Genomic DNA, 25431 nt, shown 5'->3' with positions numbered 1-25431 from the left:
CGTTCAGCCGCGGAACCAGCGCTGCGGCCGGGGTTGGATGTTCTGCCAGATGTGCTTGGGCTCTCGGTACTCGTCCAGACCGGTCGGTCCCAGCTCCCGGCCCGTGCCCGAGTGCCCGAAGCCACCCCATTCCGCTTGCGGCACATAGGGGTGGTAGTCGTTGATCCACACCGTGCCGTGGCGCAGCCGCCGGGCGACCCGCTGGGCCTTACCGGCGTCCTCGGTCCAGACGGCGCCGGCGAGGCCGTACTCGGTGTCGTTGGCGATGCGTACGGCATCGTCCTCGTCGGTGAAGCGTTCGATGGTCAGCACGGGTCCGAAGGACTCCTCGTGCACCACCCGCATGTCCTGTGTGCACGCGTCGAGCACGGTCGGCGGGTAGTAATGGCCGTTCGCGAGCTCGGGGTCGGTGGGCCGCTCCCCGCCGCAGCGCAGTACGGCGCCCTCTTCCAGACCTGCCGCGACATACGCCTCGACCTTCGCCAGGTGCTGCGGGGAGATCAGCGCCCCGGTCTCGGCGTCGGGGTCGAAGGGCCCGCCCAGGCGGATCAGCCGGGCGCGGCGGACCACCTCGTCGACGAAGCGGTCGTGCAGCGAGTCCTCGACGATCAGCCGGGCGCCGGCCGAGCAGACCTGCCCGGAGTGCAGGAAGACGGCCGTGAGAGCCATGTCCACGGCCGTCTCGAAGTCGGCGTCCGCGAAGACGACATTGGGGTTCTTGCCGCCGAGTTCCAGCGCCACCTTCTTCACGGTGGCGGCCGCGGTGGCCATGATCCGCTTGCCCGTCTCCAGACCTCCGGTGAAGGAGACCATGTCGACGCGCGGGTCCTCGGAGAGCGGGGCGCCCACCTCGGGGCCGGTGCCCAGGACGAGGTTGGCGGCGCCGGCCGGCAGCCCGGCCTCCTGAAGTGCCTTCATCAGCAGGATGGAGGTGGAGGGGGTGAGCTCGCTGGGCTTCAGGACGATCGTGTTGCCGGCGAGCAGCGCCGGGGCGACCTTCCAACTGGCCTGCAGCAGCGGGTAGTTCCAGGGGGTGATCAGTCCGCACACGCCGACCGGCTCGTACACGACGCGGCTGATGGCGTCGTCGCGGCCGGTGTCGATCACCCGTCCGGCGTCGGTGCCGCCGATCCCGCCGTAGAAGCGGAAGCAGGAGACGACATCGGCGATGTCGTACTCGCTCTCCACCAGCCGCTTGCCGGTGTCCAGCGACTCGGCGCGGGCGAACTCCTTGGCGTCGCGCTCGAGGATGTCGGCGGTGCGCAGCAGCAGGGCGCCGCGCTCGCGCTCGGGGGTGCGGGGCCAGGGGCCCTCGTCGAAGGCCCGGCGGGCGGCGGCGATCGCGGCCAGGGTGTCGGCACGCGTCCCTTCCGCTACGGTCGCCGAGAGGGTGCCGTCGGCGGGGCAGCGGATTTCGCGGCGCCCGCCGGCCACCGGCTCGCGCCACTCTCCGTCCACATACAGATCTGCCACGCGCCAAGCCTTTCAACCGAAATTCGTTGCGCATCGTGCATTCAATTGCTTGTGGTGGAACACCCTGACGAATGTCCAGACAGACGTCAAGAGGTTGGCGGATGACGATTTCGCACGGGGGCCAATGCCCCTTCCTCTCTTGACCGAGGGGCCCACCGGCCCGACCATGTTGCGTATCGCTCACCTTGTTGTGCAATACGCACCGACGGAGGCCGCACATGTCCCCTCGCCCGCAACCTGGCCGTGAGTTCGTCCTCACTCTCTCGTGTCCCGACAGCGCGGGACTGGTCCATGCCGTGAGCGGCTTCCTCGTCAGGAACTCCGGCAACATCCTGGAAAGCCAGCAGTTCGATGATCGACTCCAGGGCCGCTTCTTCATGAGGGTGCACTTCGACGTTTCCGATCCAAACGCAGATCTGGAAACTCTGCGTTACCGGTTCGGTCCCGTCGCCGAGGCCTACCGCATCTCCTGGAAGCTGTGGGACGCCTCGACCCCGACCCGGACACTGATCATGGTGTCCAAGTTCGGCCACTGCCTCAACGACCTGCTCTTCCGCCGCCGCACCGGCGCCCTCAACATCGAGATCCCCGCGATCGTCTCCAACCACCGGGACTTCGAGGGCCTGGCTCAGACCTACGGCATCCCCTTCCACCACATCCCGGTGACCAAGGAGACCAAGCCGGAGGCGGAGGCGCGGCTGCTGGAGCTGGTGCGCGAGCTGGACGTCGACCTCGTGGTGCTCGCCCGCTACATGCAGGTCCTCTCCGACGACCTGTGCAAGCAGCTGGAGGGCCGCGCGATCAACATCCACCACTCCTTCCTGCCCAGCTTCAAGGGCGCACGCCCGTACGTCCAGGCCTACGACCGCGGAGTGAAGCTGGTCGGCGCGACGGCGCACTACGTGACCTCGGACCTGGACGAGGGCCAGATCATCGAGCAGGACGTGGTCCGCGTGGACCACTCCCTCGACCCCGGCGAGCTGGTCACGGTCGGCCGGGACGTGGAGGCCCAGGTGCTCGCACACGCCGTGAAGTGGCACAGCGAGAGCCGCGTGATGGTGGACGGCAACCGCACGGTGGTCTTCCGCTGAGCAGCACCACGACAGTGGGCGGGCTGGAGATCTCCAGCCCGCCCACTGTCGTATACGGCGATCGTGCACGGCTCAGCCGCACCCGCTTCCGGAACGCCGGACCCAGCGCCGCAGCCGCGCCAGCCACTTTGCCTTCGCCTCCCGCAGCGACGCCGGCTCGCCCGCACTGCCCATGAACGCCGTGACCGGCGTCCACCGGCTGCGGCCCGTGGCCGTCTGCCGGCGGACCGCCGGAAAGTCCGTGACCGCCCGAATCCGCTGCCGCGGTATCACCCGGGTCCACAGCAGGCCCCGCACGAGCAGCCGGTCGGCCTCACAGCGCACGCCGATCCGATAGCCGCGGACGGTGAGCATCACGCTGAGCGCGAGAACCGCCCCGGCGGCGCTCCACGACGACGCATGCGCGCTCCCGGCACCGAAGACGACGGCGCCCGCCGCGGGCACGGCCCACGGCGCCGCGCAGGCCACCCGGGCCAGTCTCGGCGGCAGTATCCCCACGGCGCCTCAGCCTACGAGTCGGTCCAGCAGCGCGCGGCGCCACACTTCGGTCTCGGCGATCTGGTTGAAAGTGAACACGTGCAACCCCGCCACCCCCGCCGAAGGCGCCGTCAGGGCAGCCTCACCGCGCTCCAGCAGCCGGTCCGGCGAATAGCCCCCGGGTGCCGCGAACCGCAGGAACCACGACGCGTGCTTGGTCAGGAACCGCGTCGACTCCCCCACCCCGATCTTCGTCGCCATCGCCAGCAGCTTGGTCCGCTGCACGGGCCCGGCGACGCCCACGTACACGGGCAGGGTGACGTCCCGCCGCCGTATCCGCGCCACCCACTCCGCCAGTACCCGCGGGTCGAAGCACAGGTTGCTCACGATGTACGTGGCGTGCGCGCGCTTGTCCCACATCGCCTGGATGGTGAGGTCGTCGTGGATGAGGGGGTGGCTCTCGGGATAGCCGGTGATGCCGACGTCGGCAAACGGCCCGCCCAGCTCGCTCAGGCGGCGCAGCACCGGCAGGGCCCCGTCGTAGGACCCGGCCGGCGGGTCCGCGTCGCCCGCCGGCACGAAGACGTCGTCCACGCCCGCCTCGCGGAGGCGGTCGACGACCTCCTTCAGATGGGCGTCGTCCCGCAGCAGCCGCGCGGGCACGTGCGGCACGACGCGGTAGCCGTGCGCCGCGAGCCGGTCGGTCAGATCGAGGGTCGGCTCCAGGCCCTTGACCGGCGACGCCGTGACCGTGACCACGACGTCGCGCGGGACATGGGCGAGGACCTTGTCCTCGGTGGCCTTCGCGGGCAGCACCTCGTAGCGGACGCCGGCCAGCAGCGCCCTCAGCCCGGTGGCGTCCAAGGCCTACCCGGCCTGCTTCTGGGCGTCGCGGTGCCGGTAGTACGCGGCCTTCGACGGCGCCAGGGGTTCCTTGCCGAGGATCAGGTCGGCGGCCTTCTCTGCGACCATCATCACCGGGGCGTAGATGTTGCCGTTGGTGACGTACGGCATCACCGACGCGTCGACGACCCGCAGGCCCTCCACGCCGTGCACCCGCATGCTGGTGGGGTCGACGACGGACATCTCGTCGGTGCCCATCTTGCAGGTGCAGGACGGGTGCAGGGCGGTCTCGCCGTCCTTGGCGACCCAGTCGAGGATCTCCTGGTCCGTCTCCACGGACGGGCCGGGCGAGATCTCACCGTCGTTGAAGGGCGCGAGCGCGGGCTGGTTGAGGAGCTTGCGGGCGACGCGGATCGCCTCGACCCACTCGCGGCGGTCCTGCTCGGTGGAGAGGTAGTTGAACCGCAGCGCCGGGTGTTCGCGTGGGTCCTTGCTCTTGATCTTCACCGAGCCGATGGCGTCGGAGTACATGGGCCCGACATGGACCTGGTAGCCGTGGCCGCCCGCAGGCACGGAGCCGTCATAGCGGACCGCGATGGGCAGGAAGTGGAACATCAGGTTGGGGTAGTCCACGTCCTCGTTGCTGCGGGCGAAGCCGCCGGCCTCGAAGTGGTTCGTGGCCGCGGGGCCCTTGCGGAACAGCCACTGCAGGCCGATGAAGGGGGCCCGCCATTTGGCCAGATACGGCTGCATGGACACGGGCTGCTTGCAGGCGTACTGGATGTACACCTCGAGGTGGTCCTGCATGTTCTCGCCGACGCCCGGCAGGTGGTGCACGACGTCGATGCCGAGGGCGCGCAGCTCCTCCGCGTTGCCGACGCCGGACAGCTGGAGCAGCTGCGGGGAGTTGATCGCGCCGCCGCACAGGATGACTTCCTTGGCGCGGACCTGCTTCAGGGCGCCCTTGCCGCGCCGGTACTCGACACCGACGGCCTTCTTGCCCTCGAAGAGGACACGGGTGACCAGGGCGCGGGTCGTGACGGTGAGGTTGGGCCGCTTCCTGGCGGGCTTGAGGTACGCCTTCGAGGCCGAAAGGCGGCGTCCGCGGTGGACGTTGCGGTCGAACTTGGCGAAGCCCTCCTGCCGGTAGCCGTTGACGTCGTCGGTGGGGGCGTAGCCCGCCTCCTGGGTGGCCTTGAGGAAGGCGCCGAAGAGGGGGTTGTCGGCGGGGCCGCGCTCCAGGACGAGGGGGCCGTCGTGGCCGCGGAACTCGTCGTCCGGGTCGGCGGCCAGGCAGTTCTCCATTCGCCGGAAGTAGGGCAGGCAGTGCGCGTAGTCCCAGGTCTCCATGCCGGGGTCGGCCGCCCAGCGCTCGTAGTCCATGGGGTTGCCGCGCTGGAAGATCATGCCGTTGATGCTGCTGGAGCCGCCGAGCACCTTGCCGCGCGCGTGGTAGATGCGCCGGCCGCCCATGTGGGGCTCGGGCTCGGACTCGTACTTCCAGTCGTAGAAGCGGCTGCCGATCGGGTACGTCAGTGCCGCGGGCATGTGGATGAAGACGTCCCAGGGGTAGTCGGAGCGGCCTGCCTCCAGGACCAGCACCTTGTTCGCCGGATCAGCTGAGAGTCTGTTCGCCAGTGCACTGCCGGCCGAACCGCCGCCGACGATGACGAAGTCGTATTGGGGAGCCATGGTGCCTCGTCTCGCTCGCGCCGTAGATACGCGAGGCATGCTAGTACCAGTAGCGCTATACGCACTAGGTTGCGAGCCACGCAACTTACGGGTTGTTGATTTCGCCACGGTTACTTGCAGTGGTGTTGTTTACTGCGCGTATAGTTTCGGAGTGAGCAACCACAGCCAAGACACCGAAACGACAAATTCGCAGGCCGGCGGAGTGCAGTCGGTCGACCGGGCCATCAGCGTCCTGGAGATCCTCGCGCAGCGCGGCGAGGCAGGGGTCAGCGAGGTGGCCGCCGAGATCGATGTTCACAAGTCCACCGCCTTCCGCCTTCTCGGCGCCCTGGAGGCACGCGGTCTGGTGGAGCAGGCGGGCGAGCGCGGCAAGTACCGGCTCGGCTTCGGCATCGTACGCCTGGCCGGCGCGGTGACCGGACGCATCGACATCACCCAGCAGGGCCGCCCGGTCTGCGAGCGGCTCGCCGAGGAGATCGGTGAGACGGTGAACATCGCCGTGCTGCAGGAGCACTACGCGATCAACCTGTACCAGGTGCGCGGCCCCGGAGCGGTCACCGCGCACAACTGGGTAGGCCAGCTGACCCCGCTGCACGCGACGTCGAGCGGCAAGGTCCTGCTGGCGTACCTGCCCGCCAAGGAGCGCGCCGCGCTGCTGACCGAGGCGGGCCTGAAGAAGGTGACTCCGCACACCATCACCTCGAAGGCCAAGCTGGAGAAGCATCTCGCGGAGGCGCGGGAGGCGGGCTACGCCTGGACCATGGAGGAGCTGGAGATCGGTCTGCACGCCATGGCCGCCCCGGTTCTGGACCGGGACGGCGAGGTCATCGCGGCGGTCACCGCCTCCGGACCCTCGTACCGCTTCACGGAGGAGCGGATGCGCGAGCTCGCGCCCGTGCTGATCAAGGGTGCGGAGGAGATCAGTCACCGCATGGGCTACCTGGGCTGAGTCACCCCTGGGAGAGGCCCAGGCGCTCGTTGACCCAGTCGTGGAAGGCGCCGATGTGGTGCTCGCTGGGCACCAGCACGCCGCCCTTGGCGTACATCCGGGAGCTCATGCCGGGCTGCGTGCGCTCGCAGGCGTCGAAGTCCTGGCGGTTGACGCGGTCGAAGAGCTCCACGGACCGGCTGACGTCCTTGCCGCTCTCGACGACGTGCGGGAGGTAGAGCCAGTCGCACTCGACGATGGTGCGGTCCACGGCCACCGGGTACATCCGGTGGAAGATCACGTGATCGGGGACGAGGTTGATGAAGACCTGCGGCTTGACCGTGATCGCGTAGTAGCGGCGGTCCTGGTCCTCGGCGACCCCCGGGATGCGGTCCAGGCCCTCGGAGCCGTCGACGGTGAAGCCTTGCACCTCCTCACCGAACTCGGCGCCGTGCCCGACGTAGTACTGGGCGGCGTAGCCGTCCGCGAACTCGGGGAGCACCTCGGTGAGCTCGGGGTGGATCGTGGCGCAGTGGTAGCACTCCATGAAGTTCTCGATGATGAGCTTCCAGTTGGCCTTCACGTCGTAGACGATCCGCCTGCCGACGGAGAGGTTGTCGATGTCGTAGTGCTCGATCGACTCCACGTCGCCGAGGCGGGCGACGACCTCGCCGACGACGTCCTCCTCGAAGGAGGGCGGGTTCTCCGCCAGGCACACCCAGACGTAGCCGAGCCATTCGCGGACGGCCACGCTGACCAGGCCGTACTCGGTGCGGCCGACGTCGGGCATCTTGGTGAGGTTGGGCGCCGCGACCAGCTTGCCGTTCAGGTCGTAGGTCCAGGCGTGGTACGGGCACTGGAAGGCCCGCTTGACCTCGCCGGTCTCCTCGGTGCAGAGCTTGGCGCCGCGGTGCCGGCACACGTTGAAGTACGCGCGGATCGAGTTGTCCCGGGCGCGGGTGACGAGGATGCTCTCGCGGCCCACGTCGACGGTGCGGAAGGCGCCGGGCTTGGCCAGCTCGGAGGAGCGTGCGACGCAGAACCACATGGTCTCGAATATGCGCTCCTGCTCCTGGGCGAAGATCGCCGGATCCGTGTAGGAGGAGCCGGGAAGGGTGGCGATCAGGCTGTCCGGCAGGCTGGTCGAGGTCACGGTGCACTCCTCGGAGGACGTCGGGGAGCGCCCCGAAGGGGCGCGGGGCAGTATCGATGTGCGGCTCCGCCGCGGGGCGCGACAAGCCACAACGGTGCCGCGGACGAACAACAACCCATCTCGGTGCTCACAGCGGAGCGCCAAGCTGCTTGCGCCAGCGGGTGAACAGCCGCGGCTGGTTCATCCCGAGCACGGCGACCGGGTGCCCGGCACGCCGGTAGACGGCCAGGACGTTGCGGTCGTCCGCGGTGCCCTCCTCGACCGTCACACTGTCGGCGCCGGCCGCATGACCGGCGAACTGGATCTTCACTCCGTACTGGTCGGACCAGAAGTACGGCGGCCGGGGCACACCCGGCTCCACCGCGCCGCCCGCCAGCAGCGTGGCGACGGCGGCGCCCGGGCGCTCGCGCGCACCGGTCCAGTGCTCCACGCGGCGATGGGCGCCCGCGCGGGGGTCGTACCAGTTGGCGCAGTCGCCGACCGCGACCACACCGGCGAGGCTGGTGCGGCCGTCCGCGCCGCACTTCACGCCGTTGTCGAGCGTGACGCCGGAGCCTTCCAGCCACTCGACGCACGGGCGGGCACCCACGCCGACGACGACGATGTCGGCGGGGACGCTGCGGCCGTCCTCCAGCAGGACGGCGTCGACCTTCCCCCAGACTCCGTCCGGGGGGACCCCCATCTCGCTTCGCTCGTCACCGCTGAGCCCCTTCACGCCCACGCCGCACAACAGCCGTACGCCGTGATCGGTGTGGAGCGCGGAGACGATGGCGCCCATGGTCTCGCCGAGCGGGCCCGCGAGCGGCGTCGGGGCCGCCTCGATCACCGTCACGTCGAGCCCGAGGGCGTGCGCCGTGGAGGCGACCTCGGCGCCGATGAAGCCGCCGCCGATCACCACCAGCCGGCCACCGCGGGCCAGTTCGTCCCGCAGGGCACGGGCGTCGTCCAGGGTGCGCAGGGTGTGCACTCCGGCAAGGCCTTCGGCGCCGGGCAGATTGCGCGCCGCGGCACCGGTCGCGATGACGATGCCGTCGGCGCGCAGTTCCCTGCCGTCGGCGAGCCGCACGGCACGGCGGTCGCGGTCGAGGCCGCTCGCACGGGCGCCGAGCAGCCACTCGGCCTGCAGGTCCTCGTCGTCCGTCTCCAGCACCAGGTCGGCTTCGCCGATCGTGCCGGCCAGGAACTCCTTGGACAGCGGGGGCCTGTCGTACGGGCGGTGGGTCTCGTCGCCGATGACGACGAGCCGCCCGTCGTAGCCCTGCCCCCGCAGTGAGCGCGCCGCCGACAGGCCGGCCAGTGAGGCGCCGACCACGGCGACCGTCCTCACGCGGGACCTCCGGCGAGGCGGGAGGCGATGCAGGGCGGCAGGTTGGGGGCGTCGGTCGACACCTGGACGTAGATCATGCCGTCCTCGACGACCACCTCGTGCGTCCGCACCGGCAGCTTGGCCGGCGGGGCGTCGACGGCGCCGGTGCGCAGGTCGAACTTGGAAGCGTGCAGCGGGCATTCCACCTCGCAGCCCTCCAGCCAGCCGTCGGCGAGCGAGGCGTCCTGGTGGGTGCAGGTGTCGTCGATGGCGAAGACCTCGCCGTCGTCGGTATGGAACACCGAGACCGGCGGATCGATGTCGAGCCGGAAGGCCTCACCTCGCGGGAGGTCCGCGAGACGGCACACGGGAATCATCATGACACCTCGGTGCGTATAACGAAACGGATTGCGGTAAGCGCAACATCAGTCTGAGGTCGCCCTGAACCCTTGTCAAGGAGTTCAGGGGCCCCGATGACCCCTGCCTGGTGTTGCATTTGATGCAACAAAGAGCACATTAAGCAACTGATCACAGGCAGGGGTCGGCACAGGAATCAGTGCCTTCGAGCAGGTCAGCGGGTCAGTGACCGCGCGCGATCCAGTCCTGTAGGTGCGGGGCCTCCGCACCGATGGTCGTCGTGTCCCCGTGACCGGTGTGCACGACGGTGTCGCCGGGCAGCGACAGCAGCCGTTCCCGGATGGACTCGATGATGGTCGGGAAGTGGCTGTACGACCTTCCCGTGGCGCCCGGTCCGCCCGCGAAGAGCGTGTCGCCGCTGAAGAGTGCGCCGAGCGCCGGCACATACAGACAGACGGCTCCGGGGGCGTGGCCGGGCGTGTGCAGCACGGTCAGGTCGACGCCCGCCACCGTCAGGACCTGGCCGCCGGCCAGTTCCGCGTCGGGCGCCCGCTCCGGATGGGTCTGCTTCCACAGCGGCAGGTCGTCGGGATGGAGCAGGACCGGGCCGCCGGTGCGCGCCGCGAGGTCGGGCGCGGCGTCGATGTGGTCGTTGTGGGCGTGGGTGCACACGATCGCCCGCAGGGTCCGGCCGCCGACGGCCTCGGCGATGGCCTCGGCGTCATGGGCCGCGTCGATCACGATCACCTCGTGGTCGTCGCCGATGATCCACACGTTGTTGTCGACGTCCCAGGTGCCGCCGTCCAGCGAGAACGTGCCCGAGGTGACCAGGTGTTCGATACGGGCGGCCATCAGAGCACCACCACCGAGCGCAGGACGTCGCCGCCGTGCATCCGCTCGAAGGCCTTCTCGACCTCGTCCAGGGCGATGGTCTCGGTGACGAAGGCGTCCAGGTTCAGCCGGCCCTGCAGATAGAGGTCGATGAGCATCGGGAAGTCGCGGGAGGGCAGGCAGTCGCCGTACCAGGAGGACTTGAGTGCGCCGCCCCGGCCGAAGACGTCCAGCAGCGGCAGCTCCAGCTTCATCTCCGGGGTCGGCACCCCGACCAGGACGACCGTGCCGGCGAGGTCGCGGGCGTAGAAGGCCTGCTTGTACGTCTCCGGACGGCCGACCGCCTCGATGACGACGTCGGCGCCGTGGCCGCCGGTCAGTTCGCGGATCGCCTCGACGGGGTCGGTCTCCTTGGAGTTGACGGTGTGGGTCGCGCCCAGCTTGCGGGCGGTCTCCAGCTTCCGGTCGTCCAGGTCCACCGCGATGATCTTCGCGGCGCCGGCCAGGTTCGACCCGACGATCGCGGCGTCGCCGACGCCACCGCAGCCGATGACCGCCACACTGTCACCGCGGCCGACGTTGCCGGTGTTGATCGCGGCGCCGATGCCCGCCATCACGCCACAGCCGAGCAGACCGGCGGCGGCCGCCGAGGCGGACCGGTCGACCTTGGTGCACTGCCCCGCCGCGACCAGCGTCTTCTCCGCGAACGCGCCGATGCCCAGCGCCGGGGAGAGCTCGGTGCCGTCCTCCAGGGTCATCTTCTGCCTGGCGTTGTGGGTGTTGAAGCAGTACCAGGGCCGCCCGCGCAGACAGGCCCGGCACTGCCCGCACACGGCACGCCAGTTGAGGATCACGAAGTCACCGGGGGCGACATCGGTGACGCCCTCCCCCACGGCCTCCACCACACCCGCGGCCTCGTGGCCCAGCAGGAAGGGGAAGTCGTCGTTGATGCCGCCCTCGCGGTAGTGCAGATCGGTGTGGCAGACCCCGCAGGCCTCGACCTTCACCAGCGCCTCGCCCGGTCCCGGGTCGGGCACGATGATCGTCTCCAGGCTGACGGGGGCGCCCTTGCCCCGCGCGACGACTCCACGGACCTGGTGCGTCATGGCCACTCCTCGGCTGGTACGAGACTGAGTCAGATGTTGCTCAATACGGCACGCATCTCATGTGCCGCAACACAGCATCGTGGAGCGCAGACCCCGGGTCAAGGCTCTCGAAGAGGCGCGGCGAGATCGCCGATCCCGAGGACTGACGGGCGTTCTCGCCGCTCTTGCCGGAGCGATCATTACGGCAACGGGTGCAGTGATCGCTACGGCGGCGCGACATCCTCAAGGCGGCGGTGCCGTTGGGCGCCGCGGCGGCGACCACCCCTGGGTGACGACGGGGTCACCCTGCTCGCCGACAACCAGGGCACGTACCTCGGCGCGGGCAGCCGGGACCAGCTGCGGCAGGTCCTCGACGACCGCAGCGCCGTCGCACCGATCCACCCGGCGGACCTGCCGGCGCCCGCCGTCGAGAACGTCCTGGTCCCGGGCGGCATCGTCCGGCGCCACCCGAACATCCGGTTCATCCTCGGCCAGGCGGGCGGCTTCGTGCCGTATGCCTCGCACCGGATGGCCGTCGCCATCGCGAGCGACACGGACGCAGCCCGCTGGACGTCCTGCGCAGCTTCCACTTCGCCACCGCGCCGTCCTCCGGCCCGGCCGCCCTGCCCACCCTGCTCGCCATCACCCGCCCCGGCCACGTCTTCTTCGGCAGCGACTGGTCCCTCGCCCCCACTCCCGCCGGGCAGTACTTCGCGAACGGCACCGGAGTCGAGCCCGGCTCCGGCCGGGTCCCCGCCGTCCGCCCGCGCCGGTCCGCCCGACGGGGCGCGGCACGGCTCGTGTTCAGGCTCGTCCGACCGGGCACCCGGTGAAGGCGGAGCACTCAGCGGCGCAACCGCCGCCGCAGGCGCCGTACTTGGCCGTGGTCCGCGACCGAGTCGAGGAGTCGGCGTCCGCTGCCGGGCTCGTACGCCGGGCCCTCCAGGCGGAGCAGGGCACCACCGCGGACGACGGCGTGAGCGAGCGGGGTGTCCGTCTTCGGGAGGGTGACCGGGTGGCGGCCGGCCGGGAGGTCGAGACGGGCGGGCAGACGCAGTTCCGCCGTCGTGCCGTCGGGAGCGGGGACCAGCTCGGCGTCCAGCGTCAGGGCGGAGACCGTGACCTTGGTACGAGCCGGGGCTCCGCCCGCACCCGCCGCCACATACGGCAGCGGGAGCGAACGCCTGCCGCGCCCGGTGTTCGCCGGGGCGGCACCGGCCGTGTCGGGGCCGAGTCCGCGCTGACGCTGGTCCACGTCGAGGGCGAGCTGGCCGCCTGCCGTCCAGTACGGGAGCGCGAGGCGGCCGCCGGTCACCGCCGGGTTCGCGGCCGGGGCACCCGGGGTGCCGTCACCGGTGACGCGGACCATCCGGTCGACGCCGAGGAGTTGGACGTACGCCCACACGTCGTGCACCCCGCGCTCCAGCGGACGGCCCCCGGCCAGGCGCTCGGGATCGAGGAGCAGCCGTCCGGAGGCGACCAGCCGCGAGCGGCCCTCGCCGAGCGGCTCCAGGCGCACCTCCAGGTCGCCGTCGGGGTACCACCAGTCCTCGCGGTCCCGGTCCTTGACCACCAGTTCCGCGTACGCCAGCCGGAACGGGTCGCGGACCTCCCAGCCGTCTTCTACGCCGGTCACGCCGGCCGGCAGCCCGGGGTCCAGCCATCGCCTGCCGTCCCGTTCGACGAGGGCCAGGGGTTCGCCGTCACCGCGCAGCAGGTCGAGGGTGACGTCGGCAACCAGCCGGCCGTCCTCCCAGCGCAGGTCGCCGACCTCACTGCGGGCCTTCACCTCGCGGACGCGCTCGGCGAGAGCGAACGCGCCGTCGAAGTCGCCGCGTTCGAGGAGTTCGGCGCGTAGCCGGGACACGGCGGGCAGCCCCTCGCGTACGGCCGCCGGGAACTCCGTCAGCGCCAGTTCGCGGGCCGCCTCGAAGCGCTGCCTCTGCTCGGCCGGGTCCTCGCGCAGGATCTCGGGCTCGCGGGTGCGGGAGAGGATCTCGACGTGGTAGAGGCGGTGCAGGAGGCGGTTCTGCAGAGCGTCGATGTCGTCGGAGGCCTCGGTGCCGTCCTTGATCTGGCGGACGACGGCGCGGCAATGGGGCCAGAAGCCGTGCCGGGAGCTGAACCGGTGCTGGGTGTTGTTGCCGCCGTCGTCCCGCTTCATCCAGTAGTAGCAGGGGTAGTCGGCGAGGATCGAGATCCGCTCCGCCTTGAGGTAGGCGGCACTGACGAAGAGCAGGTCCTCCAGGATCCAGGGGCCCTCGGGGAAGCGCAGTCCGTGCTTCTCGACGAAGGCGCGCCGGAACATCTTGTGCGGCGACATGCTCTGCATCAGCTCGTCGTTCTCGATGGTGCAGGCGTCCACCGTGTGCCGGAACAACCGGCGGGGCCGGACCATGGTGGTGGACATCTTGCCGAGCACCACGTCGGCCTCGTTGCGTCTGGCGAACTCGTAGAGCCGCTCCAGCGCCTCGGGGCCGAGGGTGTCGTCGTGGTCGACGAACTGGATGTACTCGCCCCGGGCGTGGCTCATGCCGAGGTTGCGCGGTGCGCCCGGCCAGCCCGAGTTGGGGCGGGTGTGCACCTGCACGTTCGGGTGCTCCGCCGCGATCTTCTCCAGGCGGCCCAGGGTGTCGTCCGTCGAACCGTCGTCGACGTAGATCACCTCGTACTCGTCGGCGGGCAGGGACTGCCCCAGCAGCGACGGCGCACACTCGTCGACGTACTTCCCGGTGTTGTACACGGGCACGACGACGCTGACCTTGACTCTCGGCATCCGCGAGACGCTACCGGGCAGCCGGAAGGACGAACGGGTCGAAAAGGACCGCCCGGATTCGTCCCAGTTATCCTCTTACGTCATTCATGGGACGGCCTTACCTGGAGGGGAGCCGTCCGCCGGGGGTGCCGGGCGGCAGCAGTCCAGCCGAACTGACGAGCCGCCACAGGCCCGGTCCCCCCGACGGGCAGGTGGGACCGGGCCTGTGACACATGCGCGGGTGCTCTCCTCGTCAGCCGATCTCGACGAGCAGGTCGCCCCCCTCCACCTGCTGGATCTTGTTGATCGCCAGCCGGCCGACGGTGCCCGCCTTGGGTGCGGTGATCGCGGCCTCCATCTTCATCGCCTCGATGGTGGCCACCGTCGCACCGGCGTCCACCTCGTCGCCCTCGGCGACCGCGAGGGTGACCACGCCGGCGAACGGGGCGGCGACATGGCCCGGGTTGGTGCGGTCGGCCTTCTCCGTCACCGGGACGTCGGAGGCGGCCGCCTTGTCGCGCACCTGGATCGGGCGGAGCTGGCCGTTCAGCGTGGACATCACGGTGCGCATGCCGCGCTCGTCGGCCTCGCCGACCGCCTCCAGCTCGATCAGCAGCCGGACGCCGGGTTCGAGGTCGACGGCGTACTCCTTGCCCGGGCGCAGCCCGTAGAAGAAGTCCTTGCTGTCCAGCACGCTGGTGTCGCCGTAGGCCTGGCGGTGGGTCTCGTAGTCACGCGTCGGGCCGGGGAACAGCAGCCGGTTGAGGGTGGCGCGGGGCTCCTTAGCCAGGCCCTCGCGGTCCTCCGCGCTCAGCTCCTGCACGGGCCTGGGCTCGGCGCGGCCTTCGAGTGCCTTGGTGCGGAACGGCTCCGGCCAGCCGCCGGGCGGGGTGCCCAGTTCGCCGCGGAGGAAGCCGATGACGGAGTCGGGGATGTCGTAGCGGTTCGGGGTCGCCTCGAACTCGGCCGGGTCCACCCCGGCGCCCACCAGGTGCAGGGCGAGGTCGCCGACCACCTTCGAGGACGGGGTGACCTTCACCAGACGGCCGAGCATCCGGTCGGCGGCCGCGTACAGGTCCTCGATCTCCTCGAAGCGGTCGCCGAGGCCGAGCGCGACGGCCTGGGTGCGCAGGTTGGAGAGCTGGCCGCCGGGGATCTCGTGGTGGTAGACGCGCCCCGTCGGGGAGGCGAGGCCCGCCTCGAAGGGGGCGTAGACCCTGCGGACGCTCTCCCAGTACGGCTCCAGGTCGCCGACCGCCTGGAGGTCGAGGCCGGTGGGCCGGTCGGAGTGGTCGGTGGCGGCGACGATCGCCGACAGGGACGGCTGGGACGTCGTGCCCGCCATCGAGGCCACCGCGCCGTCCACCGCGTCCGCGCCCGCCTGGATCGCGGCCAGGTAGGTGCCCAGCTGGCCGCCCGCCGTGTCGTGGGTGTGCAGGTGGACGGGGAGGTCGAACTCCCGGCGCAGCGCGGATACCAGCTTGGCGGCGGCCGGGGCGCGCAGCAGGCCCGCCATGTCCTTGACCGCCAGGACGTGGGCGCCCGCCTCGACGATCTGCTCCGCGAGGCGAAGGTAGTAATCCAGCGTGTACAGGCGCTCGTTCGGGTCCGACAGGTCCGAGGTGTAGCAGAGGGCCACCTCGGCGATCGCCGTGCCCGTCTCGCGTACGGCGTCGATGGCGGGGCGCATCTGGCCGACGTCGTTGAGGGCGTCGAAGATGCGGAAGATGTCGATGCCGGTGGCGGCGGCCTCCTGCACGAAGGCGTCGGTCACCTCGGTCGGGTACGGGGTGTAGCCGACGGTGTTGCGGCCGCGCAGCAGCATCTGCAGACAGATGTTGGGCACGGCCTCCCGGAGAGCGGCCAGGCGCTCCCAGGGGTCCTCGGCGAGGAAGCGCAGCGCGACGTCGTACGTCGCTCCGCCCCAGCACTCCAGGGACAGCAGCTCGGGCAGGGTCCGCGCGACCACGGGGGCGACCGCCAGGAGGTCCTTGGTGCGGACGCGGGTGGCGAGCAGGGACTGGTGGGCGTCGCGGAAGGTGGTGTCGGTGACGCCGATGGTGGGCGACTCGCGCAGCGCGCGGGCGAACCCCTCCGGGCCGAGCTCGACCAGCCGCTGACGCGAGCCGGCGGCCGGCTCCCCGGCAGGCAGCACCGGCAGCTTGCTCACGGGCTCGACCAGCTCGGGACGTTCGCCGTTCGGCTTGTTCACCGTCACATCGGCCAGGTAGGTGAGCAGCTTGGTGCCGCGGTCGGCGGAGGAGCGGGAGGTCAGCAGGTGCGGGCGCTGCTCGATGAACGAGGTCGTCACCCGCCCGGACTGGAAGTCCGGGTCGTCGAGGACCGCCTGCAGGAACGGGATGTTGGTGGCGACACCGCGGATGCGGAACTCGGCGACGGCGCGCCGGGCCCGGCCGATCGCCGCCTTGAAGTCCCGGCCCCGGCAGGTCAGCTTGACCAGCATCGAGTCGAAGTGGGCGCTGATCTCCGTACCGGCGTGGGTGGTTCCGCCGTCCAGGCGGATGCCCGAGCCGCCGGGCGAGCGGTAGGCACTGATGCGGCCGGTGTCCGGGCGGAAACCGTTGGCCGGGTCCTCGGTGGTGATACGGCACTGGAGGGCCGCACCGTGCAGCTTCACCGTCTCCTGGGACAGGCCGAGGTCGGCGAGGGACTCGCCGGAGGCGATGCGCAGTTGGGACTGGACGAGGTCGACGTCGGTGACCTCCTCGGTGACCGTGTGCTCGACCTGGATGCGCGGGTTCATCTCGATGAAGACGTGGTTGCCGTCGCGGTCCAGGAGGAACTCGACGGTGCCCGCGTTGCGGTAGCCGATCTCGCGGGCGAAGCGGACCGCGTCGGCGCAGATGCGGTCGCGCAGCTCCGGGTCGAGGTTGGGCGCCGGGGCCAGCTCGATGACCTTCTGGTGGCGGCGCTGCACCGAGCAGTCGCGCTCATAGAGGTGGATGACGTTGCCCTGGCCGTCGGCGAGGATCTGCACCTCGATGTGCCGGGGGTCGACGACGGCCTTCTCCAGGAAGACGGTGGAGTCGCCGAACGCGGAGGCCGCCTCGCGGGACGCCGCCTCGATGGACTCGCGCAGCTGGGCCGGGTCCTCCACGCGGCGCATTCCGCGCCCGCCGCCGCCCGCGACGGCCTTCACGAACACCGGGAAGCCGATCTCGTCGGCCGCGCGGACGAGTTCGTCGATGTCGGTGGAGGGCTGGGAGGAGCCGAGCACCGGGACGCCGGCCGCGCGGGCGGCGGCCACGGCGCGGGCCTTGTTGCCGGTCAGCTCCAGGGTCTGCGCGCTCGGCCCGACGAAGGTGATGCCCGCTTCCTCGCAGGCCTTGGCCAGCTCGGGGTTCTCGGACAGGAAGCCGTAGCCGGGGTAGACGGCGTCGGCGCCCGCCTGACGCGCCGCGCGGACGATCTCCTCGACGGAGAGATACGCGCGGACCGGGTGGCCCGGCTGGCCGATCTCGTACGCTTCGTCGGCCTTGAGCCGGTGCAGCGAATTTCGGTCCTCGTGCGGAAAGACGGCGACGGTCCTTGCGCCCAGCTCGTAGCCCGCCCGGAACGCCCTGATCGCGATCTCACCACGGTTGGCTACCAGCACCTTGCGGAACATCGCCGCTCCCTTCAGCCTGCGGATGACGTCCCCCATGGTGTCGGTGACATGCCCTCCTGGCCATGTGAGCCGGGCCACTCGCACCGCGTGTCGTCGCGCGGACGCGGGAATCGGTCAGGAACGGAGGTCGGTTGCCGCCTTCTTGATGGCCTCGCGGATGCGGGCGTAGGTGCCGCAGCGGCAGACGTTCTCGATGCCGTCGATATCGGCGTCGGTGGGTTCGGGCGTCTTCTTCAGCAGGGCCGCGGCAGCCATGATCTGGCCGGGTTGGCAGAAGCCGCACTGCGAGACGTCGCAGTCGATCCACGCCTGCTGCACGGGGTGCAGGGTGTCGCCGTCGGCCAGGCCTTCGATGGTGGTGACCTTGCGGTCCGCGCAGTCCTTGACCTCGACGACGCAGGGCTGGAATTCCTCCCCGTCGAGATGGCTGGTGCAGGCGCGGCAGACACCGACCCCGCAACCGTACTTGGGACCGGTGACGTGCAGCAGATCGCGCAGCACCCACAGCAGCGGCATGTCGGCGGGGGCCTCGACGGTCACCTTCTCGCCGTTGAGGGTGAAGGAATAGGAGGGCATCGATACCTTCTCGAAGGCTGGTACGGCGGCGGTCAGAAGTTGAGCGGGAAACGGCGGGGCTTGGTGCCGGTGGCCCGGGCGTAGGCGTTGGCGACGGCTCCGGAGGCGGCGGGGACGCCGAGTTCGCCCGCGCCGCCGGGCTCCCTCTTCGACGGCATGATGTGCGCCTCGAAGTGCAGCGGGGCATGGCGCTGGCGGGCCCACTGGAAGTCGGCGAAGCTGCCCTCGCGCACCGCGCCGCGGTCGATGTGCAGGCCGGCCTGCAGCACGGTGGAGATCCCGTCGACGGCGGTGCCCATGAGCTGGGCCTCCAGGCCACGCGGATTGACGGCCGTGCCGACGTCGGCCGCCATCACCACCTTGGTCACCCGGGGGTGCTTCGGATCGGTGGCGTCGATCTCGGCGAGACAGGCCACGCAGGAGCCGTACTCCTCGTGGACCGCCACGCCCTGCGCGTGCCCGTCCGGCATGGCCCGCCCCCAGCTCCCGGCGGCGGCCACCTTGTCGAGGACCGCCTTGACGGCCTTGCCGCGCAGTGTCGTACGGCGGAAGGCGAGGGGATCCTTGCCGAGGCTGCTGGCGATCTCGTCGACGACGATCTCCTCGGCGGTGCGCACCATCCCGGAGTCCACCGACCGCCAGGCGCCCAGCGGGATCGCCAGTTCGATGCCGCCCGCGTCTTCGGAGAGACGGCCGAAGTTGTACAGCCCGGAGTCGCTGGGCAGCGGCCCGGCCGCCCGCACGGGCCCCGGACGTACGAAGGCCGCCGGGTTCGCGGTTTTCTTCCTGCCGGACGACTCGCCCACCCCGGCCATCACATGGCTGAAGGCGACCACCCTGCCGCCGGCGTGGCTGGCGCGGAAGCGGTGGTGGGTGGCGGGGCGCATCCGGCCGTGACGGGTGTCGTCGCCCCGGCTCCACATCAGCTTGACCGGCCGCTTGGCCGCCTTCGAGATCAGCGCCGCCTCGATGGCCGCGTCGAAGTTCAGCCGCCGTCCGAACGAGCCGCCGCCGCGCAGCACATGCACGGTGACCGCGGACGCCGGCAGTCCGGTCGCCGAGGCGATGCTGTCCCGGGCGTCCGTCGGGGTCTGGGAGGAGAACCAGATCTCGGCCTTGTGGGCGCGCACGTCCGCGATCGCGGTCAGCACCTCCATCGGGGCATGGCTGACGAAGGCGAACTCGAACTCCGCCTCGACCTGCGTCGATCCGCGCGGCGGAGAACCCAGGTGCGGGACGGCGGCCTTGAGCCGGGAGCGGATCTGCGCGTCGGACAGCGAGGCCAGCGGGCCCGGCGCCCACTTGATCTTCAGGGCGTCACGGGCCTGGAAGGCGTGGTGGAAGGACTCGGCCACCACGGCGACCCCGCCGGGGACCTCGACGACGGCGTGCACACCGGGCAGGGCGCGGGCCGCCCGGTCGTCGACCGAGACGAGCCTCCCGCCGAGCGTCGGCGGCCGGGCCACCACGGTCGGCTTCGCATCGGCCACGGTCAGGTCACCGGTGTACTTCGCCTTGCCGGTGACGATGTCCCGGGCGTCGATACGGCTCGTGGGCCGACCGATCAGCTGGTGCCGGGAGGCCGGTTTGGGCTTGGCGGACACGGACGTACGGCGGATCCGGGCGGCGCTCGCGCTGAGCGAGCCGAAGGTGGCGGTGCGGCCGTCCGGTGCGATCACCATCGTGTTGGAGGTGCGCAGGCTCCAGGCGGGCAGATGCCAGCGTCTGGCGGCGGCGGTGACCAGCCTGGCCCGTGCGGTGGCCGCGAGCCTGCGCGCCGGGCCGTACAGGGAGACGACCGAGTTCGAGCCGCCGGTGTACTGGTTGCCCTTGGTCCGGGCGTCGGCCAGGGGGATGTCGACGTCGGCCAGGCGGGCGTCCAGCTCCTCGGCGATCATCATGGCGACGGCGGTCGTGATGCCCTGGCCGACCTCGACCCGCGGCAGCCGTACGACGATCCTGTTGGCGTGGGTGACCTCCAGGACGAGCATCTCCTCGTCGGCGCCGGTCACCACCGTGTCGGAGGACCCGCGGCGGGGCTCGGAGCCCTGGGCCGAGGACGTGTCGCAGGCGAGCGGGGCGGCGATGGTCAGCGTGGCCGCGGACAGGGAGTACACCATGAACCGGCGGCGGGACACGGCGTGCCGTGGGGCGCCTGTGTCCGGGGCCGGGCCGGTGGGTGCGGCGGAGGACTCGATGCCGTCCAACAGACACTCCTCGCGGGTCGTCCGACTGATGGGTCAACAGGTATGAGGGGCCAGTCGGTCCGTGGGTTGCCTGAGAGCCGTCATGCCGCCGTGCGGTTCCGGCCTGTCGCGCGCGGCCTTGCTGCCTCCGCGCCCGCTCCTCCGTAGGCTCTGCTTGCTGCCCCACGGGGCACCGCCCGCCCTGCTGGGACGCTCCGACACCCGACCTACGGAGAACCATGGCCGACGCCAGCCCCCAGGCCCGTGCCGTCACACTGCTGGGCCGCCCCAAGCTGTGGCTCATGCCCACCGTCCTGACCGGACTGCTCGCCTTCCTGCTGGCCCTGCTCTACATGGGCGGCATCGTCAACCCGCAGCGCGATCTGCACCATCTGCCCATCGCCCTGGTCAACGCCGACACCGGCACACCGCCGGCCGGGCAGAAGCAGAACGCGGGCACGCAGATCGCCGCGGCCATCACCGCCGACACATCGAACGACAAGGCCGAGTGGCGGACGCGGAGCCTCGCCCAGGCCCAGGACGACCTCGACTCCGGCAAGGTCTACGGCGCCCTGGTCATCCCCTCCGACTTCACCGCGTCCATCACCGCGCTGACCACGCCCGGGGCCACCGCCCGGCCCACGATGACGGTGCTCACCAACCCCGGCAAGGGCAGCCTGGGTTCGTCCCTCGCCAGTCAGATCACCACGGCGGCGGCGCACCAGGCCTCGCAGACCATCGGCAGACAACTCACCGCTGCCGTCGGGAAGCAGGCGAACTCCACGACCAGGCTGCTGCTCGCCGACCCGGTGAACGTCGTCACCCAGGTCGGCCACCCGATCGGCAGCCACAGCGGCCTCGGGCTGAGCGCCTTCTACTACACGCTGCTGCTCGTGCTGGCGGGCTTCCTCGGCGGCAACGTCATCAGCAACGCCGTCGACACCGCCCTCGGCTACGCCGACAACGAGATCGGCCCCTGGCACACCCGCCGCCCCACCGTCCCGATCAACCGCACCCAGACGCTGCTGCTGAAGATGGCCATGACCGCGGGCATCACCGTCCTCAGCGTCTCCCTGGTCATGCTCGCCACCATCGGCATCCTGGGCATGGACGCCACCCACATCCCGCTGCTGTGGATCTACTCCTACTGCGCCTCCCTCGCCGTCGGCCTGGGTGTGCAGGCCATCAACGCGGCCTTCGGCGGCATCGGACAGCTGGTGTCCATGTTCGTGTTCATCGTCCTGGGCCTGCCGTCCTCGGGCGCCACCGTCCCCCTCCAGGCCATCCCGGGCTTCTACCGCTTCCTGTCCCACTTCGAGCCCATGCGCCAGCTCAGCGACGGCGTCCGCGCCATCCTGTACTTCGAGGCCCGCGGGGACGCCGGTCTGACCCGCTCCTGGATCATGATCGCGATCGGTGCGGCCCTGGGCCTGCTCTTCGGCTTCGCCATGACGCGCTACTACGACCGCAAGGGCCACCAGCGGCTGACGCCGCAGCCGGCCCAGGCCCCTACCTGATACCGGCTGATCTTGAGGACCACCGACCCGTCCCCTCTCGTCCGGCCTCGAACGGACGGTGACCTCGCCGTCTGCGTCGAGGTGTTGGCCGCCGTGCACCGGCACAGCGGCTATCCGGTCAACTGGCCCGACCGCCCCGCCGATTGGCTGACCACACGCTCCCAGCTGGCGGCCTGGGTGGCCGAACTCGACGGCTCCGTGGTCGGCCATCTCAGCCTGTCCCGGGCCACCGAGGGGGACGCGGCGGCCGCGGTGTGGGCCACCCGCACGGGCGTCGGCATCGACGTCACCGCCGTGGTCGGCCGGTTGTTCGTCTCCCCGGCCGCACGCGGGCACGGGCTGGGCGCCGCGCTGATGGCGCGGGCCGTCGCGCAGGCCCGGGCGCTGGGGCTGCACCCCGTGCTCGACGTCGTCGGCTCCGACACCGCGGCGACGGCCCTGTACGAGCGCCTGGGCTGGGAGCTGCTCGACGTCGTCGAGCAGCGCTGGGGACCGGAGCAGGTGGTGTCGCTGCGGTGCTATGCGGCGCCCGGGCCCTCCCGGTGACGGCCGACGCCGAAGGCGTGGCCGCGTGCAACCCTCTCGCAACCTCCGCCGTGCTGCCCTGGACCCATGCATGAGGAGACCCCGCGCGTCGAGCTCACCCCCGCCGCCGCCGACCTGCTGCGCCGGCTGCGCGCCACGCACGGCCCGCTGATGTTCCACCAGTCGGGCGGCTGCTGCGACGGCAGCGCGCCCATGTGCTACCCGGAGGGCGAGTTCCGCACCGGCGGCTCGGACGTGCTGCTCGCGGAGCTGCAGGTCGAGGGGGTGCCGGAGCCGGTGACGTTCTGGATGTCGCGCAGCCAGTACGAGGTCTGGAGCCACACCCGGCTGATCGTGGACGTCGTAGCAGGCCGCGGCAGCGGTTTCTCGCTGGAAGCACCCGAGGGGGTGCGTTTTCTCACTCGTTCTCGCGTAGTCGGCACATAGCCGTCCCGCGGACCACCACGATCTGGTGCACTTCCCCTGAGACCTGAGAAAGTTGACGATCCCTCAGGGGGAACTGTGAAGCACCGTCAAAAGCGTTTCGCAGCAGGCAGATCCGAGGCAACGGTCCGGACGTCGGTCAGATCGGCACTGGCGTTTCTCACGGCATTCGGCGCGCTGGCCGGTGCGGCCCTGGTGGGGGCGGCACCGGCCAGCGGTGTGGAGAGCGGCACCGCGCTCGCGCCGGGGGTCACCTACAAGCAGTTCGACGTCCAGGGCGCCAAGGGTGTGACCCACGCCCATCTGGTCACCGTCGACCTGCGCAACAGGCACGTACGCCTCGGCCTGCTGTATCCGGGAGCCGTGGCCGCACGTGCCGCCGTCTCCAGGATGGCCGACGCACAAGGGGCCGTCGCGGGCATCAACGGCGACTTCTTCAACATCTCCGAGTCCCAGCACCCGGGCGTCGAGGTCACGGGCGCGACCGACGGGCCGGCGATCGCGAACGGGCACGTGCTGAAGGCGTCGGTGCCGGACGGGCAGCGCTTCGGGCCGGTCCTGCCGCCGGGCACCAGCACCCGGGACGTGCTCGGCGTGGGCGTGGACCGCAGGGCGCGGCTGGACCGTCTGACCCTCGCCGGGTCGATCCGCACTCCGGCGGGACGGCTGGGGCTGGGCGGGCTGAACCAGTACGCGCTGCCGGAGGATTCGGTCGGCGCCTTCACCTCCGACTGGGGCAGCGTCTCCCGGGTGCGCGCCACCTGCGGCACGGACACCGACCGGGCGGCGGCCTGCAGCACGGACACCTACGAGGTGACGGTCCGGCGGGGCCGGGTCGTCGCCACCTCCGGCACTCCCGGCAAGGGCGCCATCGCCGCGGGGACCACGGTGCTCGTCGGCCGGGAGGCGGGCGCGCAGCGGCTGCGGAAGTTCTTCAAGGGCGAGCCGGTGAGGGTGACGCACCGGCTGGTCTCCGCCACCTCCCGGAAGGCCTACAGCTTCGCGCTCGGCGGCTATCCGGTCCTGAAGGGCGGCCAGCCACTCACGGGCCTGGACGACACGGCCGGGGCCGTGCGCACGGCCGTCGGCATCGCGAACGGCGGGAAGCGGCTGCTGCTGTTCGCACTGGACGGTGCGCCCGCCTACCGCAAGGGCCTGACGATCGCCGAAGTGGCCGACACCATGCGGGCGTTGGGCTCGACCGACGCCTTCAGCCTGGACGGCGGCGGATCGACGACCCTGGTGGCCCGCGTGCCCGGGGCGGCCGCCGTCTCCGTACGCAATCACCCGTCCGGCGACGCGGAACGGCCGGTCCCGAACGGCATCGGGGTGTTCTCCACGTCATGAACGCCAGTCAGCAGCCTCAGGCCCGGGAACCTCAGGGCCGGAGGCTGCTGACGATGCCCGCCGTCGCCGACACACCGCTGTGAATGGTGGGCGCGATGTTCGTGCCGGCCAGGTAGAAGCCCAGCAGCGTGCAGACCAGGGCGTGGGAGATCTTCAGTCCGCCGTTGCGGGTGAAGATCACCGCCAGGACCAGCAGCAGCACCACCACTGAGATGGAAATCGCCATTGTCAACCTCCTCCGCTGCGCCGCCACTTCCGGTTCGCGGCGTTCGGCCGCAAGTGTGGCGTAGCGGAGGGTTCGTCCGGGCGGCTGACCTGTCCGCCGAACGTGTGGTGTCTACGCCGCCCGGTGGGCGTCCAGGAACGCCTCGAGCCCGGCGAGGTCGTCGGTGTTGAAGTAGTCGACACCGGCGGCGAGCAGTTCCGTCCACAGGGCGTCGCGGGCGGGACCCGCGAGGTCGGGGGTGTTCCAGAAGCGCACCTTCTGGCCGCGCGCGTGCGCCTGGCCGATGATGCCGCGCAGCTTCTGCCGCTCGGCGTCGGGGAACGTGCCCTCTCCGAGCCAGGTGAAGTTGAGCTGCCAGTTGTCGCTGATCAGTGGGACGAAGGAGGCGGGCGCCGAGGTGCCGAGGTCGCTGAGCCGGCCGTCGTAGAAGGCCCGCCGTACGGTCTGGGCCTCCATGGGGACACGGGCGGCACGGTCGCCGGAGATCACGTTGGTGACCGCGCCGGCGTGCACACGGCCGTGGGCGCAGGTCGTGAACAGGTGCTTGTAGCGCCGGAGATGGCGGTCGAGTTCGAGGTAGGTCGACGAGCCCTCGGTCTTGATGTCGATGAGCAGCTGGAGCGGCCTGCGGTAGCCGCGGTACACGGAACCGTGGTTGGCCTTGACGATCGCGGCCAGCGGGTCGAGGTAGAGGGATTCGAGGGTGCGCTTGGGGTCGAGGTCGTCCGGGGTGTGGCCGATGAGAAGTTGGTCGCCGACGAGGAAGATGTCGGCCTCGACGCTGCCGAAGCGGTGGTCGAGGGCGTCGAAGAGGGGGCGCGGATGCTCGTAGTCGTTGTGGGCGTGGGCGTTCCACAACGGGGCACGGTGCTTGTGTTCACCGGCGAACGCGCTGCCGGCGGGCGGGGCGAGCACTGCCGCGAGCGTGGCGCCGAGCGCGGTGAGGGCTCTGCGGCGGGTGACGAGGGCCATGTTCTGCCTCCCTGTGGGG

The 25431-nt window shown here is 70.9% G+C and carries 22 protein-coding genes; 6 read left to right on the top strand and 16 right to left on the bottom strand.

Annotated features, from left to right (window positions below; translation table 11 throughout):
* Window positions 1-3: 3 nt before the first annotated feature.
* Window positions 4-1473, bottom strand: coding sequence for an aldehyde dehydrogenase family protein (locus ACWC1K_RS27070; RefSeq protein WP_450834989.1), 1470 nt, complete (start codon window positions 1471-1473; stop codon window positions 4-6).
* Window positions 1474-1691: 218 nt separating this feature from the next.
* Here ACWC1K_RS27070 and purU point away from each other — a divergent pair, with 218 nt between their 5' ends.
* On the top strand, window positions 1692-2564 hold the full coding sequence (gene purU / locus ACWC1K_RS27065) for a formyltetrahydrofolate deformylase (RefSeq protein ID WP_450834988.1): 873 nt from the start codon (window positions 1692-1694) through the stop codon (window positions 2562-2564).
* Between the two features lie 72 nt (window positions 2565-2636).
* On the opposite strand, the gene ACWC1K_RS27060 is transcribed toward purU, so the two are convergent.
* From ACWC1K_RS27060 to betA, 3 genes are read right to left on the bottom strand one after another with little or no spacing between them, the layout of a single operon-like run.
* Window positions 2637-3062: a hypothetical protein gene (locus ACWC1K_RS27060; RefSeq protein ID WP_450834986.1), complete on the bottom strand. Its 426-nt coding sequence runs from the start codon at window positions 3060-3062 to the stop codon at window positions 2637-2639.
* Window positions 3063-3068: 6 nt separating this feature from the next.
* Window positions 3069-3905 carry a methylenetetrahydrofolate reductase gene (locus ACWC1K_RS27055; protein ID WP_450834984.1) on the bottom strand — a complete coding sequence of 279 codons (837 nt, stop codon included), beginning with the start codon at window positions 3903-3905 and terminating at the stop codon, window positions 3069-3071.
* Window positions 3906-3908: 3 nt separating this feature from the next.
* Complete coding sequence (betA, locus tag ACWC1K_RS27050; RefSeq protein ID WP_450834983.1) at window positions 3909-5576, bottom strand: choline dehydrogenase; 1668 nt, start codon at window positions 5574-5576, stop codon at window positions 3909-3911.
* A 202-nt stretch (window positions 5577-5778) separates the two neighbouring features.
* Between betA and ACWC1K_RS27045 the strand changes: the two genes are divergently transcribed.
* Window positions 5779-6525, top strand: a complete 747-nt coding sequence (locus ACWC1K_RS27045) for an IclR family transcriptional regulator (protein WP_450835037.1) — start codon at window positions 5779-5781, stop codon at window positions 6523-6525.
* A 1-nt stretch (window position 6526) separates the two neighbouring features.
* Here ACWC1K_RS27045 and ACWC1K_RS27040 read toward each other — a convergent pair whose 3' ends face one another.
* The 10 genes from ACWC1K_RS27040 to ACWC1K_RS26995 all read right to left on the bottom strand — a co-directional run bounded on the left by ACWC1K_RS27040 (window position 6527) and on the right by ACWC1K_RS26995 (window position 20315).
* Window positions 6527-7657: an aromatic ring-hydroxylating oxygenase subunit alpha gene (locus tag ACWC1K_RS27040; protein ID WP_450834981.1), complete on the bottom strand. Its 1131-nt coding sequence runs from the start codon at window positions 7655-7657 to the stop codon at window positions 6527-6529.
* Window positions 7658-7784: 127 nt separating this feature from the next.
* The gene (locus ACWC1K_RS27035; RefSeq protein WP_450834979.1) at window positions 7785-8984 is read right to left on the bottom strand and encodes an NAD(P)/FAD-dependent oxidoreductase; all 1200 of its coding nucleotides are present in this window, start codon (window positions 8982-8984) and stop codon (window positions 7785-7787) included.
* On the bottom strand, window positions 8981-9343 hold the full coding sequence (locus ACWC1K_RS27030) for a bifunctional 3-phenylpropionate/cinnamic acid dioxygenase ferredoxin subunit (protein WP_030928447.1): 363 nt from the start codon (window positions 9341-9343) through the stop codon (window positions 8981-8983). Before ACWC1K_RS27030 ends, ACWC1K_RS27035 begins: the two co-directional genes overlap by 4 nt.
* Window positions 9344-9542: 199 nt before the next feature.
* Entirely contained in the window at window positions 9543-10172 is a 630-nt protein-coding gene (locus ACWC1K_RS27025) for an MBL fold metallo-hydrolase (RefSeq protein WP_450834977.1), read from the bottom strand.
* Entirely contained in the window at window positions 10172-11257 is a 1086-nt protein-coding gene (locus ACWC1K_RS27020) for an S-(hydroxymethyl)mycothiol dehydrogenase (protein ID WP_450834975.1), read from the bottom strand. The genes ACWC1K_RS27025 and ACWC1K_RS27020 overlap by 1 nt, the downstream gene beginning before the upstream one ends.
* Before the next feature lie 222 nt (window positions 11258-11479).
* The gene (locus ACWC1K_RS27015; protein WP_450834974.1) at window positions 11480-11704 is read right to left on the bottom strand and encodes a hypothetical protein; all 225 of its coding nucleotides are present in this window, start codon (window positions 11702-11704) and stop codon (window positions 11480-11482) included.
* 376 nt (window positions 11705-12080) lie between these two features.
* Window positions 12081-14012: a glycosyltransferase family 2 protein gene (locus tag ACWC1K_RS27010; protein ID WP_450834972.1), complete on the bottom strand. Its 1932-nt coding sequence runs from the start codon at window positions 14010-14012 to the stop codon at window positions 12081-12083.
* 232 nt (window positions 14013-14244) lie between these two features.
* Window positions 14245-17619: a pyruvate carboxylase gene (locus ACWC1K_RS27005; RefSeq protein ID WP_450835035.1), complete on the bottom strand. Its 3375-nt coding sequence runs from the start codon at window positions 17617-17619 to the stop codon at window positions 14245-14247.
* Window positions 17620-17733: 114 nt separating this feature from the next.
* Window positions 17734-18195: a (2Fe-2S)-binding protein gene (locus tag ACWC1K_RS27000; RefSeq protein WP_450834971.1), complete on the bottom strand. Its 462-nt coding sequence runs from the start codon at window positions 18193-18195 to the stop codon at window positions 17734-17736.
* Window positions 18196-18227: 32 nt separating this feature from the next.
* Window positions 18228-20315 carry a molybdopterin cofactor-binding domain-containing protein gene (locus ACWC1K_RS26995; protein ID WP_450835033.1) on the bottom strand — a complete coding sequence of 696 codons (2088 nt, stop codon included), beginning with the start codon at window positions 20313-20315 and terminating at the stop codon, window positions 18228-18230.
* Between the two features lie 305 nt (window positions 20316-20620).
* Between ACWC1K_RS26995 and ACWC1K_RS26990 the strand changes: the two genes are divergently transcribed.
* From ACWC1K_RS26990 to ACWC1K_RS26975, 4 genes are all read left to right on the top strand, one after another.
* Complete coding sequence (locus ACWC1K_RS26990) at window positions 20621-21898, top strand: YhgE/Pip domain-containing protein (RefSeq protein ID WP_450834970.1); 1278 nt, start codon at window positions 20621-20623, stop codon at window positions 21896-21898.
* A 12-nt stretch (window positions 21899-21910) separates the two neighbouring features.
* Complete coding sequence (locus ACWC1K_RS26985) at window positions 21911-22444, top strand: N-acetyltransferase family protein (RefSeq protein WP_450834969.1); 534 nt, start codon at window positions 21911-21913, stop codon at window positions 22442-22444.
* Between the two features lie 66 nt (window positions 22445-22510).
* Window positions 22511-22870, top strand: a complete 360-nt coding sequence (locus tag ACWC1K_RS26980) for a DUF779 domain-containing protein (RefSeq protein WP_450834967.1) — start codon at window positions 22511-22513, stop codon at window positions 22868-22870.
* A 192-nt stretch (window positions 22871-23062) separates the two neighbouring features.
* Entirely contained in the window at window positions 23063-24214 is a 1152-nt protein-coding gene (locus ACWC1K_RS26975) for a phosphodiester glycosidase family protein (protein ID WP_450834965.1), read from the top strand.
* Window positions 24215-24245: 31 nt separating this feature from the next.
* Here the strand turns inward: ACWC1K_RS26975 and ACWC1K_RS26970 are convergent, their stop codons facing one another.
* Both ACWC1K_RS26970 and ACWC1K_RS26965 read right to left on the bottom strand, forming a co-directional pair.
* Window positions 24246-24440, bottom strand: coding sequence for a hypothetical protein (locus ACWC1K_RS26970; protein WP_351479258.1), 195 nt, complete (start codon window positions 24438-24440; stop codon window positions 24246-24248).
* 111 nt (window positions 24441-24551) lie between these two features.
* On the bottom strand, window positions 24552-25412 hold the full coding sequence (locus ACWC1K_RS26965; protein ID WP_450834963.1) for a phosphatidylinositol-specific phospholipase C/glycerophosphodiester phosphodiesterase family protein: 861 nt from the start codon (window positions 25410-25412) through the stop codon (window positions 24552-24554).
* Window positions 25413-25431 lie beyond the last annotated feature (19 nt).

The sequence above is a fragment of the Streptomyces sp. NPDC001492 genome (assembly GCF_053597275.1).
The sequence above is the reverse complement of the archived record's forward strand: the minus strand, read 5'-3'. Positions and strand labels throughout refer to the sequence as shown.

Bases quoted from the DNA above. Each gene is read 5' to 3' on its own strand.
- purU (WP_450834988.1), top strand. From the start codon at position 1,692: ATGTCCCCTCGCCCGCAACCTGGCCGTGAGTTCGTCCTCACTCTCTCG.
- betA (WP_450834983.1), bottom strand. From the start codon at position 5,576: ATGGCTCCCCAATACGACTTCGTCATCGTCGGCGGCGGTTCGGCCGGC.
- ACWC1K_RS27030 (WP_030928447.1), bottom strand. From the start codon at position 9,343: ATGATGATTCCCGTGTGCCGTCTCGCGGACCTCCCGCGAGGTGAGGCC.
- ACWC1K_RS27025 (WP_450834977.1), bottom strand. From the start codon at position 10,172: ATGGCCGCCCGTATCGAACACCTGGTCACCTCGGGCACGTTCTCGCTG.
- ACWC1K_RS27020 (WP_450834975.1), bottom strand. From the start codon at position 11,257: ATGACGCACCAGGTCCGTGGAGTCGTCGCGCGGGGCAAGGGCGCCCCC.
- ACWC1K_RS27010 (WP_450834972.1), bottom strand. From the start codon at position 14,012: ATGCCGAGAGTCAAGGTCAGCGTCGTCGTGCCCGTGTACAACACCGGG.
- ACWC1K_RS27005 (WP_450835035.1), bottom strand. From the start codon at position 17,619: ATGTTCCGCAAGGTGCTGGTAGCCAACCGTGGTGAGATCGCGATCAGG.
- ACWC1K_RS27000 (WP_450834971.1), bottom strand. From the start codon at position 18,195: ATGCCCTCCTATTCCTTCACCCTCAACGGCGAGAAGGTGACCGTCGAG.
- ACWC1K_RS26995 (WP_450835033.1), bottom strand. From the start codon at position 20,315: ATGGTGTACTCCCTGTCCGCGGCCACGCTGACCATCGCCGCCCCGCTC.
- ACWC1K_RS26990 (WP_450834970.1), top strand. From the start codon at position 20,621: ATGGCCGACGCCAGCCCCCAGGCCCGTGCCGTCACACTGCTGGGCCGC.
- ACWC1K_RS26980 (WP_450834967.1), top strand. From the start codon at position 22,511: ATGCATGAGGAGACCCCGCGCGTCGAGCTCACCCCCGCCGCCGCCGAC.
- ACWC1K_RS26970 (WP_351479258.1), bottom strand. From the start codon at position 24,440: ATGGCGATTTCCATCTCAGTGGTGGTGCTGCTGCTGGTCCTGGCGGTG.
- ACWC1K_RS26965 (WP_450834963.1), bottom strand. From the start codon at position 25,412: ATGGCCCTCGTCACCCGCCGCAGAGCCCTCACCGCGCTCGGCGCCACG.